This is a genomic window from Myxococcus virescens (assembly GCF_900101905.1).
GTDB lineage: Bacteria > Myxococcota > Myxococcia > Myxococcales > Myxococcaceae > Myxococcus > Myxococcus virescens.
In genome coordinates this window covers 54,387-68,445 of the sequence record NZ_FNAJ01000014.1, presented here as the reverse complement: position 1 = coordinate 68,445, position 14,059 = coordinate 54,387, and the positions used below count along the sequence as shown (strand labels likewise).

Genomic DNA, 14,059 nt, shown 5'->3' with positions numbered 1-14,059 from the left:
GCTGGACAGTGGCCGGGCTCGACGCCAGGAGGCATCGTCGCCCCGCCTCACGGGCGCGCTATGCCTTCTCGGAACTCGCCAACGACAACTGCTCTGCTGCGAACTCGCGGATCGCTTCGACAAACAGTTTGAGCGCAGGAGAGCGCTGAGACCGACTCGGGTAGTACAGGTAGAAGCCGGGCACGCTCGCGGCATACGGTTCGAGCACGTGGATGAGCCGCCCCTCGCGCAGATGCGTCCTCACGAGAGGCTCGAACGCGTAGGCCAGCCCCAGTCCCTGGAGCGCCCACTCCACGCAGAGATGGCCATTGTTGGTGACCACGCCGCCACGGACCGGCACGCGCCAGGTCTTGCGACCTCGTTCGAACTCCCAGGCATAGAGCGCGCCTGTCGTCTCTGAGCGAAACGTCAGGCACTCATGGTGGAGGAGGTCCTCGGGCCGCACTGGAGTCCCGTGCTTCTCGAAGTAGTTCGGGGCGCCGACGACGATGAAGCGGACGGCGCTCGTCAGCCGCAGACTGACCATGTCGCGCTCGACGTATTCGCTCAACCGGATGCCGGCGTCGAACCCCTCCCTGACGATGTCGACACGCCGGTCTTCAAACACGAGCTCGAGCTCGATGCTGGGATGGCGCTCACGGAACCTGGGGAGGAATGGCTTGAACACGAACTCAAACCCGGCCCGCGGAGTGGTCAGTCGGAGGCGTCCGGCGACCTCCCCCGGTTTCGCGGTAGCCTCCGTGAGCGCCGCCCGTACTTGCGCCACGGCCGGGCCGGCGGACTCGACGAGGCGCTTTCCCGCTTCGGTGAGCGCCACACTCCGCGTCGTGCGGGCAACGAGCGTCACATGGAGCTCCTCCTCGAGTTGGCGCACGCTCTGACTCACCGCCGAGCGTGAGACCCCAAGTTCTCGGGCGGCACCGCTGAAGCTTCGTGCTCGGGCGACGGCAAGGAACGCCTGGAGTTGCGGAAACAGAGTCGTACTCATGGGTTGCTCCCGCAGCAAACTACATCGGCCGCAGGGGGCGCATTGTCAACGGCTGCTTAACGGCCTGTTCGCGAGGAGCGCCTTCTCCCGACGGTTATCGGTGGGCATCTTTTCAATGAGCACCGCGAGAAAGGACCTGCCATGCGAGCCACCGTCCTCCACAAGCCCGGCGACATCCGCTTCGAGGAGCGAGCCGACCCGAAGATCCTCACGCCGACCGACGCCGTCATCCGCCTGTCGGCCACGTGCGTCTGCGGTTCGGACCTCTGGCCTTACCGGGGCGTGCAGGCGGTGACCGAGCCGACGCCGATGGGGCACGAGTACTGCGGCATCGTCGAGGAGGTCGGCAGCGCCGTCACCTCGGTCAAGCCGGGGCAGTTCGTCATTGGCTCGTTCTTCGCGTCCGACAACACGTGCCCTCACTGCAAGGCGGGCTACCAGACGTCCTGCCAGCACCGTGAGCAGGTGGGGGGCGCCCAGGCCCCTCGGCTCCGCGTGCCCCTGGCCGACGGGACGCTCGTCGCGACTCCCGAGGTGCCGCCTGCCGACCTCGTGCCGAGCTTGCTCGCGGCGTCCGACGTGTTCGGGACCGGGTGGTTCGCGGCCGATGCCGCCAACGTGAAGCCCGGCATGACGGTCGCCGTCGTGGGCGATGGCGCTGTGGGCCTCCTGGCTGTCCTCTCCGCGAAGCAGATGGGCGCCGAGCGCATCATCGCGATGAGCCGGCACACCTCGCGGCAGAAGCTCGCGCTCGAGTACGGTGCGACGGACATCGTGACCGAGCGCGGGGACGAGGGCGTCGCGCGCATCAAGGACCTCACCCGGGGCGTGGGCGCCGACGCGGTGCTCGAATGCGTGGGCACGCAGGAGTCGATGCTGCAGGCGATTGGCGCCACGCGGCCCGGGGGCTTCGTGAGCTACGTGGGCGTGCCGCATGGCGTGACACTCGAGGGCCAGAACTTGTTCTTCTCGCACGTCCATCTGCATGGCGGTCCCGCTCCAGTACGCCGCTTCCTTCCGAAGCTGATTGAGCTCGTTTGGAGCCGGAAGGTCGACCCCGGCAAGGTCTTCGACCTCACGCTGCCTCTTGAGCAGGTCGCTGAGGGGTACCGTGCGATGGATGAAAGGCGCGCCATCAAGGCGCTCCTGCGGCCGTGAGCTTGGAGGCCCCATGTATCGGCAATTGCCCCGAGCGTTCCCGGTAGCAGTTCTCCTGCTGGCGAGTTGTGAGCGTGCTGGGACAGCCCACGCGGCGGCTGGCGAGACCACACAGTCGCCTTCCGCCGTCACCGGCGGTTCATCCCGAAGGATTGGCACCGTGAAGATTCGATTGGTTGCAGAAGGCACGGTCTTGACCGCCACCTTGGACGACAACGCGGCGACCCGGGACTTCGTCTCGCTGTTGCCGCTCAGCCTCACGCTCAAGGACTATGCTGGCACGGAGAAGGTGAGCGACCTGCCGAAGCGGCTCTCCACCAGCGCCACGCCGGCCGGTGTGGATCCAGATGTGGGCGACCTTGCCTACTATGCGCCGTGGGGGAACCTGGCGATTTTCTATCGCGACTTCGGGTACTCGAGCGGGCTCGTCAGGTTGGGCCGCATCGACTCGGGAATCGAGAAGTTGGCAGGCAAGAGCGGAAGCTTCGCGGTCCGCTTCGAGCTGGTCGAGGAGGGGCGTTGAGGCTCCGTGTGTTGTGCAAAGAGCAGTGACGCCAGGTCGGCGGCCGAGGCCGCGACCGTGTACGCAGCTCACTCCCGCGGGGGCTGTGGACACGGATGGGTCTGGATGGAGCACCCGTGTGCGCGTGCTCCTCCTCTGCCCCCGTCTCAAAGCGGAAGCAAATGGTAGCGGCCCTTGCGGAGGTGGATTCCGCCTCCAGCCTCTGGCTGGAACGCGAGAATGAGCTCATCGCCCACCCGTGCCATGGCGAGCCCCCCACCTGGCGCGCAGTGAGCGCCGGGGATGGGGGTCTGCGGACTCCAACCCGCCTGCGCGAGGGTGCCGAAGCCATCGTTGAAGGATGCGTAGTCCGTTGTGTTGTACGACACGGGCTTCGCGGGAGTCATGATGCCGCTGAGGGAGAAGGTCTCCGTCATGAGCGAGACATGGGAGCTCACCGGGTGGACGAGGTGGAGCACTCCCGCCAGCTCCGCGATGGCGAGGGGACTGCCTGCCTTGTAGGGCCTGTTCCAAGGCTCCGGCTCGCCACCGCTGTCCTTGCCAGGATGGCGGGTGAAGGCCGCGACCGGGAACTGACTGGGAGACCAGGTATCCCGAGTCGTGTTCTCGTCCACCCCTGGAAACCGCTCGTCAGCAGGAGTGCGGACCACGTTGAAGAGCGCGGTGTTGTACGAGACCACGGACAAGGTGCTTTCCCCGGTGGGCTTGTAGATGAGGTAGAGCGAGGCCCCCAGGACGCCCAGCGTCAAGGGCCCCTCGGTGGAGGCTCCGGGTACCCGAACCTCCTCTCCCCACGCCCCGCGCTCGTGGATGCGCGACTGAATCGCTCCCTCCGCGGTCCGATAGGTCAGCATGAGGCGCTTCCCATCCGAGAGGGCCGCGAGCGCCAGCGCGCCACGCGCTCCGGTGGCGACCTGCGTGGGCGTCGCGGACCAGCCGGTGCCGACCCGATAGGAGAGGGAGTTGAGGGTGCCGTCACGCGTCTCGTAGGCGAGCACCAGCCGCTCCGCCGTGGCTGCGAGGGCCAGGGCTCCACCCCCTGAGGCCCCGAGCGAGCGCTCCGCCGACCAGCCGGACGCCTCCGACATGCGGACGCGCAGTTCGCCTTGCTGGGTCGCGTACACGAGATGGAGCACCCTCGCGAACTCCGCGAGCGCGAAGTGGGCCGCCTCGGAGACGGGCGTGGGGGGCGCATCCTTCCACCAGAAATGTCTGTTCCAGAGGAACTGGAACCAGTTGCTGGAGGCGTCATTCTTCTCCAGGGTCCCCAGCTGGAAGTTCTCCTCGATGGTGCGCAAGAGGCTGTAGTGGTTGTAGCCCTCGGCCTGCTCGCCGGGCTGAATCATGTCTCCCAGCAGCACGGTGTAGATTTGATTGGGCCCGTCATAGACGAGCAGGTCCACGTTCCCGTGGTCGTAGGTCTTCTTCTCATAGGACTTCTTGAAGTCCGCCTCGTCGAAGGTAATCACCACGAGCGTTCGGGGCGGCAGGAGCGAGTTCGGCCCGGGGAAGCGCAGGTCTCCCAGAAACGACTCGAGCCACTTCGCGGTCTGGTCGACAAGCGCAGGCGCGCGCTCCTCCGGCTCATCGTGTGTGCCTTCGAGGTAGTGGCCGTCATTCCACATGTTGGGCGTGAACCAGGCGTAGTTCGGCAAGGTGCCGTGCTTGATATCCTCCCAGAAGGCGTTCTCGCCCTGGATACGCGCCCATCGAGCACTGTTCCCCTGGATGTTCGCGGATGTAGTTGGTCTGTGAGGGATGCATGACACCAAAGGAATTGCTCAGGCAGATGCCCTGCTGCGCCAACTACTTGAAGTAGGGATTCTGCATCACGTAGCTGCGGTACTGGTTCTCAAGCATGATCACGAGGACATGATCGAAGACGCGCGGGTACTTGGTTCTCATGATGGATCCCCAGGGCATGGGTAAGGGGGCTGGGTAGTGCATGCCTCATGCCTCATGCCTCGCCCGTCGCTCCACAGAGGGAAGGAGGCAAAGAGGAAGGAGGCTGGCCCGCGGTTCTGACGTGTCAAACGCAATCACTGGTGCGTCAGACGTCATTCCTGACACGTCAATCAGAAAGCGAGAAGGGTGAGCTGGCGTGGTGTTGACGTGTCTTTGTGGAAATGGCAATTCGATGGGAGACCCCAGCGAGGAGCCTCCGCATGGCTACGCCCATTCGACACGTTTTTGTTCTGATGATGGAGAATCGTTCGTTCGACCATATGTTGGGGTTCTCGGGCATCTCGGGCACCGACGCGGCGACCGGCAAGTTCACGCTGCTCAACGGCCTGACTGGAAACGAGTTCAACACCTTCAACGGCGTCCGGTACCCGGTGAGCAGTCCCGCGGACTATTCGATGCCCGTGGGACCCCATCACGACTTCCTGGACGTGCTCCTGCAGCTCACGGGGATTGACTGGTCGTCACATGATGGAAAGTCCCTGCCCCCCATCTCGAAGTATCCCCCCATCACGATGTCAGGCTTCGTCGAGAGCTATGCCGCCGCGGCGAAGCAGGCCAAGGTCGGGCAGTTCGACCCGGGCGAGCTCATGAAGTGCTATGCCCCTCACCAGCTTCCGGTGCTCAACGCGCTCGCCCGGGAGTTCGCCGTCTGCGACCAGTGGTTCTCCTCCCTGCCCGGGCCCACCTGGCCCAACCGGTTCTTCGTGAACGCGGCGACGTCCGGCGGGCTCGACCACAGCCCCAGCCTGTTGGAAACCCTCGAATGGGAGGAGCATCTGGACGGTGGCTTCAGGTTCGAGGGCGGTTCGCTCCTCACCCATCCGAAGCTTGAGTCGGCGGTCTACTCGGCGGGAGGGCTCTGCATCACGGAAGCCATCGCGGGTGTCCGTGCCCGGGACGTTCGCCCGTTCTCGCGCTTCGCGAGTGATCTCCGTGAGCGCCCGGTCGCCCAATATACCTTCATCGAGCCGAACTATGGCGAAGTGGTGAATGACTCCTACGCGGGGGGCAACTCGCAGCATCCGCGGGACGACGTCCGGCATGGCGAGCAGCTCATCAAGGACACCTACGAGGCGATTCGCAACTCACCTGTCTGGAACGAGAGCCTGCTCATCGTCACCTGGGACGAGCACGGTGGCTTCTACGACCACGTGACACCGCCCGCCGCGCCGGCGCCCTGCGACACGTGGCAGATGTCCTCGTCTGTCAACAAGTACGGATTCACCTTCCAGCAATACGGTGTCCGGGTCCCCGCCGTCGTCATCTCGCCGTGGATCGCCAGGAATGTCATTGACCATCGACTGTACGACCACGCCTCGGTGCCGGCGACAGTCGAGGCCGCCTTTGGCCTTCCGCAGATGACGCTGCGTGACGCGAACGCGAACAACGTGCTTTCGCTCGCCACGTTGTCCGCGCCAAGGACGGACTGCCCGGAGTACCTGCCGGGGCCGGAGGGCTCCGCGGCCATGCCGCACCAGGAGTCGAAGCCCACGACGCTCCCAGCTCCGACCGACCTGGTGACCGAAGGCCATCTTCCAGGCTTCCTGCACCTCGCGGTGCGTACCGACCTGGAGCTGTCGTCGCCCACGGAGAGACAGGCGATCCTCACACGGGTGCGCGCGATTCAGACGCGCGCCGAAGCGGAGCAGTACATGCGAGACGTCAGCCAGAAGCGGGCCACTTTCCACTCGGGCACCACGACGAAACCGTAGCGGGTTGCGGCCGGGCGATGATGACCGCGCGAGCGGCGCTCGGCGCAATGCGGGCCACGCGCCTGACCGCGAGGGCCTCAACGCCGGCTCGCTGACCCTGGTGGGCGGCAGTGGCTCCCTCCCCAGGGGGCAATGGTCTTGTCCGAGGCTTCGTGGTGGATGGGCAGGGGACATGCTCGACCTGAGCTGCCGTCAGGCTCCCTCCGGTCGTTTCCGTCTCCATCGGAGCCAGAGGCCCCGCCCGGCGTCCGCGCCTCCCAGTCCACTCCAGCAGGAGGCCGGGGGCTCTCCCGGAAACCGTGACAGCAAATCGTCGTGTTTCACATGGGGCATTGCGCTAGGGGAGGCTGACGCCTCGCGGCAAATCCTTTCGTTTCCCTGGTGCTTGACATTTCATTGAAAGAGGCGTTCGATTTCAAAATGACAAATCAAACTTCGGAGTATCAGTCCTGTATCCAGAGCTCGGAGAAGGTGTCCTGGTGTCTTGATGAGCTGTTGCCCAAGGACACCGCCCTGGATTTCAGCCGCAGGTTCCTTTCGGATGCGCTGACGGGCGCGGAAGCCATTCCCTTCCTGAGCGCGGAGGAGCGTCTGATGTTGAATCACATCCGCTCCAACAGCTATGCGCACCTGTTCCTGTTCCTGGAGGAGTACGCCGTGGCCCTGGCCGCCCAGCGCGCAAGCCTGGAGCTGCACGGGAACGCGACGCACATGCGCGCGCTCCTGCGCTTCACGGAGGAGGAGCTGAAGCACCAGCAGCTCTTCGCGCGCTTCACCGGCGCGTTCGCTCAAGGGTTCAAGGTCATCCCCGCGCTGCTCGACAACCACGTCGAGGTGGCTCGGGCCATCATGGCGAAGTCGAACCTGGGGGTGCTCATCTTCAACCTGCACCTGGAGCTGATGACGCAGCAGCACTATCTGGAGACGGTCCGCGGAAACAAGACCGAGGTGCTGGATCCGCTGTTCTGCAACCTGCTCAAGCACCACTGGCTCGAAGAGGCGCAGCACACCCGGCTGGACTTCCTGGAGGCTCAGAAGATCCTCGCCCGGGAACCCGACACGCTGGACGCGGCCCTCACGGAGTACGCGGAGCTGCTCCAGGCGCTGCGGGGGACGTTGAACGCCCAGCTCGCGCTGGATCTCCAGACGTTGGAGAAGGCGGTGGGGCGCATGTTCACTCCGGAGGAGAACAAGCACCTGTACGAGTCCCAGGAGCGTTCGTATGTCTGGGGTTTCATCGGAATGGGGATGAAGGCGCCCCTCTTCCGCTCACGCCTGCGCGCGCTCTCCCCCATCGCCGAGCAGCGCGTCCTGGAGCTGGCGCCGACGTACTACTGTGATTGAGGCGGGCTTCTGTGGGAGGGGCACGGGCGCGGTTCGCTGACAGCGGCCGAATTGGGGCCGCGCGAGGTCAGGTCCTCTTCTCCCACTGCTTTCGCTTCTCCACCAGGAAATCAATCAGCGCCTGTGTCTTCTTCGGCATCTGCTTGCGTGAAGGAACGTAGAGGTAGAACCCCGGGAACGGTGGGCACCAGGGTTGCAGAACGCGCACCAGACTGCCGTCGTCGATGTGCTTTCGCACGACGATGTCGATGTGCTGAATCAGGCCGACACCCTGCAGCGCGGCGCGCAGCATGCTGTCGTCGTCGTTGGTGATGAGGTTGCCCTTCGTTTCCACCGAGAAGTCGTGGCCGTTGCTGCCGGGTGAAGTGAATTCCCACTCGTAAAGCGCGCCGCTGCCTGTGTGGCGGTAGTTGAGGCAGTTGTGATGGACGAGGTCGGCTGGCGTCTTCGGCGGACTCCGACGCGCGAAGTACGCTGGTGCACCGACGACGGCCATCGCTAGCATGGGTGTTATTGGCACCGCGACCATGTGCTCGGCGAGGTTCTGCCCGAGGCGGATGCCGACGTCGCAGCCGCTGGCGGTGATGTTGGACAGGCCGTCGTCCATCACCAATTCGAGCGATAGCTTCGGGTGGCGTGAGAGGAATTCACCGACGTAGGGCTCGATCAACGCCTTTGCGGCCAGGCGCGCTGTGTTGACTTTCAGCAGGCCGGATGCCTCCCCAGCCGCCTCCCCGAGACTGCGAACGGCGCTTTCGATGGAGCCCAGCGACGGCTGCAGTGCGTCGAACAGGTGCTGCCCTTCCTCGGTCAGTGACATGTCGCGCGTCGTGCGGTTGAGCAGCCGAACGCCGAGCTGCTTCTCCAGTGCCTTGAGGTTCTGCGATAGCGCGGCACGAGACACACCCATCTTGGCGGCGGCCTTGGTGAAGCTGCGGTGGGAGGCGACGTGGGCGAACCATGCGAGGGACGGCAGCAGCGATGGGTCCATCACAGGATTGTAAACCTGGGCATACATCTGTGCTCATGATTGTGGCATTGAATGCGTCCAATCGTGGGCGCATCTTCCCCTCACAACTGACGGTGGTGGCGACAGGCAAGCAGAGATGCCGCTCGCCCGGCCACCAGGGGAACTGGCCATGGATACCGTGAAGATTCGCAACAAGGACATGCTCTGGGACATCGCCGCCGACCTGCATTTCCCTCCTGGCTTCGATTCCAAGAAGAAGCATCCGGCCATCATCAGCGTCCATCCGATTGGAAGTTGTAAGGAGCAGACTTCGGGCAACGTCTACGGTGAGGCCCTGGCGAAGGCAGGCTTTGTCGTGCTCGTGTTCGATGCGAGCTTCCAGGGGGCGAGCGGCGGCGAGCCGCGCTTCATCGAGGACCCAGCTCAGCGCGTCGAGGACATCCGACGCGTCACCGATTATCTGGTCACGCTGCCGTATGTCGACGAGGCGCGGATTGGCACCATCGGAGTCTGCGGTGGTGGCACGTACGCAATCAACGCCGCGATGACCGAGCGCCGCATCAAAGCGGTTGTCAGCATCACCGGCGTGAACTTCGGGCGTCTGAGCCGCGAGGCCTTCAGTGGCTACAATCCGCTCGGCGCGCTGGAGGCGATGGCGCAGCAACGTACGTCCGAAGCGCGCGGTGGCGAGGTGCGAGTCGACAACTACCTTCCGTGCTCCGTCGAGGCAGGCAGGAAGGCTGGCTTGACGGATATCGACGTACTGGAGGCGACCGACTACTACCGCTCGCCGCGCGGTGAGAAGCCGCATGGCGCGACGAGCGGGCTGTTCTCCCACCGAGCTGCCGCCATTGGCTGGGACGCGTTCTACCTGGCGGAGGTGCTGCTGACGCAGCCCCTGCTCGTCGTCATCGGTGACAAGCCTGGCGGCTTTGGCGCCTACCGCGACGGCCAGGAGATCTACGGCCGCGCGGCGTCAAAGCAGAAGGAGCTCGTGGTCGTGGAGGGGGCATCGCATTACGACCTCTATGACAAGCCAGAGCCGGTCGCCGAGGCGTTGGAGAAGGTCGTGCCCTTCTTCACGAAGCATCTGTAACGCACTCCCCGATTTTCGGACCCGTTTTCCCCGTGACGTGTCTCACGACTGCGTGACACGCCAGGGGCCCTGGAGCTCCTGCTCGGCGCCTCGTGCCGCCGACACCTGGCGGGCAGGGCGTGACGCGGCGCGGGAGACGTGACGTCACCGTGACACTCGACTCAGCCCGCCACCTTCGGGCCCGACTCCCCGTTGCTGGCGCTCCTTCTGGCTGACATAGGAATCTCTTCGGGTCGTTTCACGTTCGTTTCTTCGGCGGCTCGTTTCCCGTGAGGCAAGGCTGTCTCGACTTGGACGAATTCACCGGAAGGGTTGCCCTGGTGCGCGCGTGAGCTCGTCGCGGAGGCTCTCCTTGCGCACGGCTCCCGGATGGCTGGGAGTCCTCTTGTTCCTCCTGGTATGTCCTGCCGTCGCGCCGGGTGCTCAGGGGCTCGGGTTGATGCAGGTGGGCGGCGCGCGCCCCTTCCAGGCCGAGTACATCACCGAGGTCCTCTACGACCGGGTGGGGCTGCTCTGGATAGGAACTCGCGAGGGCCTCTACCTCCACGACGGCCAGCGCTTCCGCAAGTTCCAGTACGAGCTGGGCAACCCGGCTTCCCTGGCAAGCAACGCGGTGCGCACCCTGCACGAGGACGCCCAGGGACGGCTGTGGGTCGGCACGATGACGGGTGGCTTGAGCCTCGTGGACCGGGCTCGCTGGTCCTTCCGGCACTTCCGTCACGACTCCAGCAACCCCGCCAGCATCCCCCATGACGGCGTGTTCACCCTGGCGGACGCCGACGATGGGCGCCTGTGGGTGGGCACCCACAGGGGGCTCGCGCTGCTGGACCCGGAGACGGGCGTGGCGGAGCGGATTCCGCTCCAGCCTGGTGGGGGCCAGGAGTTCGTGATGGCCCTGAAGCACGACCGCACGGGAGCGCTCTGGGTGGGCACGCTCTCGCGAGGCTTGTTCCGACGCGGGCCCGGCGCCACGACGTTCGAGCCCATCTCTTCTGAAGAGCGAGGCCCTGGCTCCAGGGACATCTTCAGCCTCGCGGCGGACCCGGACGGCGGGATGTGGGTGGGCACCCGTGATGGGCTCTACCGGGTCGAGCGCGACGAGGCCTACCTGCGCCGCGCCCGGTTGTCTCCACCGGAGAGCGCCCAGAAGGTGCAGCTCGTCACGGAGCTCGAGCCCGATGGACACGGGACGCTGTGGATCGGCTCCTTCGGCGGTGGGCTCCTCCGCGTGGACACGGCGACGGGCGAAGTGCGTGAGGAGCGTCTCCCGTCCGCGGGGCCTGGCTACGAGCACCGCATCGACGAAGGCGCGCTCACGTTCGACGCCGCTGGCAACCTGTTCATCGGCACGTTCGGGATGGGCTTGTTCTATGCGCCCTTCCGGCAGGAGACCTTCAGGACGCTGCGCGGAAAGGCCGGGAACTCGGCCTCCGGGCTGACGAACGAGGACGTGTGGGCGGTGATTCCGGATGGCGACAGCCACCTGCTCGTGGGCAGCTTCGGCGGAGGCGTGGACCGGGTGGAGGTGCGCTCGGGGCAGGCTGTTCCACTGCCGGGGCCCGTGTTGGATGGCGTCGACACTCGAGGCGTCCTCAGCCTCCTGCGCACCCGCGACGGGGAGCTGTGGGTCGGCATCTCGATGGGCGCCTATCGCCTGGACCCGACGACAGGCCAGTTGCTCAAGTTCTACCGTCGCACGGAGCGCGGGTCGAGCGACCATCCTGGCTTCGTCAACACGCTGCTGCAGGACGCTCGTGGCCACGTCTGGCTGGGCAGCGGGGGACAGGGGCTGCAGCGCTACCGGCCGGAGACCGATGACTTCGTGTCCTTCCGTCACGAGCCCTCGAATCCTCGCTCCCTCTCCGATGACTTCGTGACGGTGCTGATGGAGGACCGGCGCGGGCGCTTCTGGGTGGGAACGCGCTCGGGCGGACTCAACGTCTGCTCGGCCAGCGAGGACACGGTGGAGTGCATGCGCCTGGGCGCTGACTCGAAGCTGCACCTGAGCCACTACTACGTGAGCACGCTCATGGAGGACCCTTCGGGCGCCATCTGGGTGGGGACCGTGGGCGGAGGCCTCCAGCGGGTGTCTCTCGACGACTCCGGGATGCCGGTGTCCGTGGACCTCTGGACGAGCACCGACGGGCTCATCGACAACAACGTGATGGCCATGGCGCGTGCCCCCGACGGGGGCATCTGGGTAGGGACTCGCGCGGGCCTGTCACGGCTGGACGTGGCCACGGGGGCATTCGAGAACTACGCCGCCTCGGATGGTCTGCCCAGTGACGCGTTCAATCCGGAGGCGGTGACGCTCGTGGGCGGCCGGCTCTACTTTGGGAGCTCCAAGGGACTCGTGGACCTGGACCCCTCGGTGCGCCCGCCCCGCGAGCCCTCTCCGCCGCTCATCCTCACCTCCATCGAGGGGCTGGAGTCGGACGCGCTCCCGAACCAGCCGGTGTGGGACCTCCCTGGCCTGGAGGTCCCGTGGCGCCAGCCCTTCTCGCTCGAGTTCTCGCTGCTCGACTATGCGCGCAACGGCGTGGAGTACGCCTATCGCTTCACGGCGGAGGAGCCCTGGCTCTCGCTGGGGACGCGCAATCAGCTCTCGTTCCACTCCCTCCCTCCGGGGGAGCACTCGCTGCGGCTGCGCGCGCGCAGCCCGGGCCGAGACTGGGTCGAGATGCGTCCGTTCACCCTCCGCGTGGCGCCGCCTCTTTGGCAGCGGACCGATGTGCGCTTCGGCGCGCTGGCGGTGGTCCTGCTCTCGGTGGTGGTGGGGCTGGTGTGGCGGACTCGGCTGCTCGTCGGACGCAACCTCGCGCTGCGCACGTTGCAGGCGGAGCGCGAGCAGGCGCTCGAGGAGGCGGAAGCCGGGCGTGAGCGCCTGCGCCGCCTCACCATGCGGCTGGAGGCCGTGAAGGAAGAGGAGCGCAAGCACCTGGCCCGCGAGCTGCACGACGAGTTCGGCCAGGCGCTCACGGCGGTCAAGCTCAACCTCGGGTTGATGAACGCCTCCGCGAGTCCGTCGGTGACGCGCCTGCCCGAGGTCGTCGCGCTCATCGACCGGCTCATCGGGCAGGTGCGGGCGCTCTCCGTGGACCTGCGCCCGCCGCAGCTCGATGAGCTGGGGCTGGTCGCCGCGCTCGAGTGGTATCTGCGCGAGGTGGCCCGGCGCAGTGGCGTCGAGCTCGTGTTCACCGCGTCGTCGGCGCCTCCCTCGCTGAGCAAGGGGCGGGACATCGCCGTCTTCCGCATCATCCAGGAGGCGGTCACCAACGCCCTCCGACATGCCTCCGCGCACCGCATCGACGTGCGGCTGGAGACTGTGGGACGCGTCATCCGGCTCGAGGTGCGAGATGACGGCAAGGGGTTCGACGTCAACCAGGTCCTCACGGGCCGGGGGCCGGGCAGCTTCGGCGTGTTCGGGATGCAGGAGCGGGTGCGCGACCTGGGGGGACACTTCGAGGTGACCTCGCGTCCGGGGGAGGGGACGCGCGTGGTGGCCGAGGTGAGGGCGGACGTGCGGGAAGACTTTTCCGGAGGACCAGATGCGCGTGTTGCTGACGGATGACCACCAGTTGGTGCGGGCGGGCCTGCGTGCACTGCTGGAGTCGCTGGGTGGGGTGACGGTGCTCGCCGAGTGCGGCGATGGGCATGAGGCCCTGACGCTCACGGACAAGCTGCAGCCGGATGTGTTGCTCCTGGACCTCTCGCTGCCGGGGCTCAATGGCATCGAGGTCGCCCGGCGCGTGCCGAAGCTGAGCCCCTCCACGCGAATCCTCATCCTCTCCATGCACACGTCGGCCGAGTACGTGGCCCAGGCCTTGCGCGCGGGGGTGGCGGGCTATCTCGTCAAGGACTCGGCGGTGGAGGAGCTCAAGGTGGCGCTGGAGTCCGTGTGGCAGGGCCGCACCTACCTGAGTCCCGCCATCTCACAGACCGTGGTGGAGGGCTTCCTGCGCATCACCGACGACGAGAGGCCCGCGGCGAATCCGCTGGACCGGCTTACCTCGCGGCAGCGGGAAATCCTCCAGCTCATCTCCGAGGGGAACGGCACGCGCGCCATCGCCGAGCGGCTGCAGGTCAGTGTGAAGACGGTGGAGGCGCACCGGACGCAGCTGATGGAGCGGCTGGCCATCTATGACGTGCCCTCGCTCGTGCGCCTGGCGGTCCGGTATGGGCTCGTCCCGGGAGAGTCGTCGTGACGTAGGGGATTCCTGAGGGGCGGTTAGGGGGCTCCCCGATGGTGGGGCTCTCCGACGGGGCCGTAGGGTCGTCGTGCGTCCCAAACCGTCATGGAGAC

General features: G+C 66.2%; 10 protein-coding genes. 7 read left to right on the top strand and 3 right to left on the bottom strand.

All coding sequences use genetic code 11. The annotated features are described in order from the left end of the window. Positions 1-58: 58 nt before the first annotated feature. Positions 59-988, bottom strand: a complete 930-nt coding sequence (locus tag BLU09_RS29560) for a LysR family transcriptional regulator (protein ID WP_186817930.1) — start codon at positions 986-988, stop codon at positions 59-61. Between the two features lie 141 nt (positions 989-1,129). Here BLU09_RS29560 and BLU09_RS29555 point away from each other — a divergent pair, with 141 nt between their 5' ends. Together BLU09_RS29555 and BLU09_RS39955 are read left to right on the top strand one after the other, a co-directional pair. Next, entirely contained in the window at positions 1,130-2,146 is a 1,017-nt protein-coding gene (locus BLU09_RS29555) for a zinc-dependent alcohol dehydrogenase family protein (protein ID WP_090493354.1), read from the top strand. Continuing rightward, the gene (locus BLU09_RS39955) at positions 2,109-2,669 is read left to right on the top strand and encodes a cyclophilin-like fold protein (RefSeq protein ID WP_306440807.1); all 561 of its coding nucleotides are present in this window, start codon (positions 2,109-2,111) and stop codon (positions 2,667-2,669) included. The genes BLU09_RS29555 and BLU09_RS39955 overlap by 38 nt, the downstream gene beginning before the upstream one ends. A 146-nt stretch (positions 2,670-2,815) precedes the next feature. On the opposite strand, the gene BLU09_RS29545 is transcribed toward BLU09_RS39955, so the two are convergent. Beyond that, entirely contained in the window at positions 2,816-4,324 is a 1,509-nt protein-coding gene (locus BLU09_RS29545) for an alkaline phosphatase family protein (RefSeq protein ID WP_341865188.1), read from the bottom strand. A 510-nt stretch (positions 4,325-4,834) separates the two neighbouring features. Between BLU09_RS29545 and BLU09_RS29540 the strand changes: the two genes are divergently transcribed. Together BLU09_RS29540 and BLU09_RS29535 are read left to right on the top strand one after the other, a co-directional pair. Then, a complete protein-coding gene (locus tag BLU09_RS29540; RefSeq protein ID WP_090493350.1) occupies positions 4,835-6,346 on the top strand; it encodes an alkaline phosphatase family protein in 1,512 nt (503 codons plus the stop codon). A 420-nt stretch (positions 6,347-6,766) separates the two neighbouring features. Continuing rightward, the gene (locus tag BLU09_RS29535) at positions 6,767-7,690 is read left to right on the top strand and encodes a hypothetical protein (protein ID WP_090493347.1); all 924 of its coding nucleotides are present in this window, start codon (positions 6,767-6,769) and stop codon (positions 7,688-7,690) included. A gap of 67 nt (positions 7,691-7,757) precedes the next feature. Here the strand turns inward: BLU09_RS29535 and BLU09_RS29530 are convergent, their stop codons facing one another. Beyond that, positions 7,758-8,681: a LysR family transcriptional regulator gene (locus tag BLU09_RS29530; RefSeq protein WP_090493344.1), complete on the bottom strand. Its 924-nt coding sequence runs from the start codon at positions 8,679-8,681 to the stop codon at positions 7,758-7,760. Positions 8,682-8,829: 148 nt separating this feature from the next. Between BLU09_RS29530 and BLU09_RS29525 the strand changes: the two genes are divergently transcribed. From BLU09_RS29525 to BLU09_RS29515, 3 genes are all read left to right on the top strand, one after another. After that, on the top strand, positions 8,830-9,756 hold the full coding sequence (locus tag BLU09_RS29525; protein ID WP_090493342.1) for an alpha/beta hydrolase: 927 nt from the start codon (positions 8,830-8,832) through the stop codon (positions 9,754-9,756). 352 nt (positions 9,757-10,108) lie between these two features. Beyond that, entirely contained in the window at positions 10,109-13,327 is a 3,219-nt protein-coding gene (locus tag BLU09_RS29520; RefSeq protein WP_244172112.1) for a ligand-binding sensor domain-containing protein, read from the top strand. Further along, positions 13,305-13,961 carry a response regulator gene (locus BLU09_RS29515; RefSeq protein WP_011556093.1) on the top strand — a complete coding sequence of 219 codons (657 nt, stop codon included), beginning with the start codon at positions 13,305-13,307 and terminating at the stop codon, positions 13,959-13,961. The genes BLU09_RS29520 and BLU09_RS29515 overlap by 23 nt, the downstream gene beginning before the upstream one ends. Positions 13,962-14,059: the final 98 nt, after the last annotated feature.

Coding starts and splice junctions, on each gene's coding strand:
- BLU09_RS29525 (WP_090493342.1), top strand. CDS start 8,830: ATGGATACCGTGAAGATTCGCAACAAGGACATGCTCTGGGACATCGCC.
- BLU09_RS39955 (WP_306440807.1), top strand. CDS start 2,109: ATGAAAGGCGCGCCATCAAGGCGCTCCTGCGGCCGTGAGCTTGGAGGC.
- BLU09_RS29515 (WP_011556093.1), top strand. CDS start 13,305: ATGCGCGTGTTGCTGACGGATGACCACCAGTTGGTGCGGGCGGGCCTG.
- BLU09_RS29560 (WP_186817930.1), bottom strand. CDS start 988: ATGAGTACGACTCTGTTTCCGCAACTCCAGGCGTTCCTTGCCGTCGCC.
- BLU09_RS29555 (WP_090493354.1), top strand. CDS start 1,130: ATGCGAGCCACCGTCCTCCACAAGCCCGGCGACATCCGCTTCGAGGAG.
- BLU09_RS29530 (WP_090493344.1), bottom strand. CDS start 8,681: ATGGACCCATCGCTGCTGCCGTCCCTCGCATGGTTCGCCCACGTCGCC.
- BLU09_RS29540 (WP_090493350.1), top strand. CDS start 4,835: ATGGCTACGCCCATTCGACACGTTTTTGTTCTGATGATGGAGAATCGT.
- BLU09_RS29535 (WP_090493347.1), top strand. CDS start 6,767: ATGACAAATCAAACTTCGGAGTATCAGTCCTGTATCCAGAGCTCGGAG.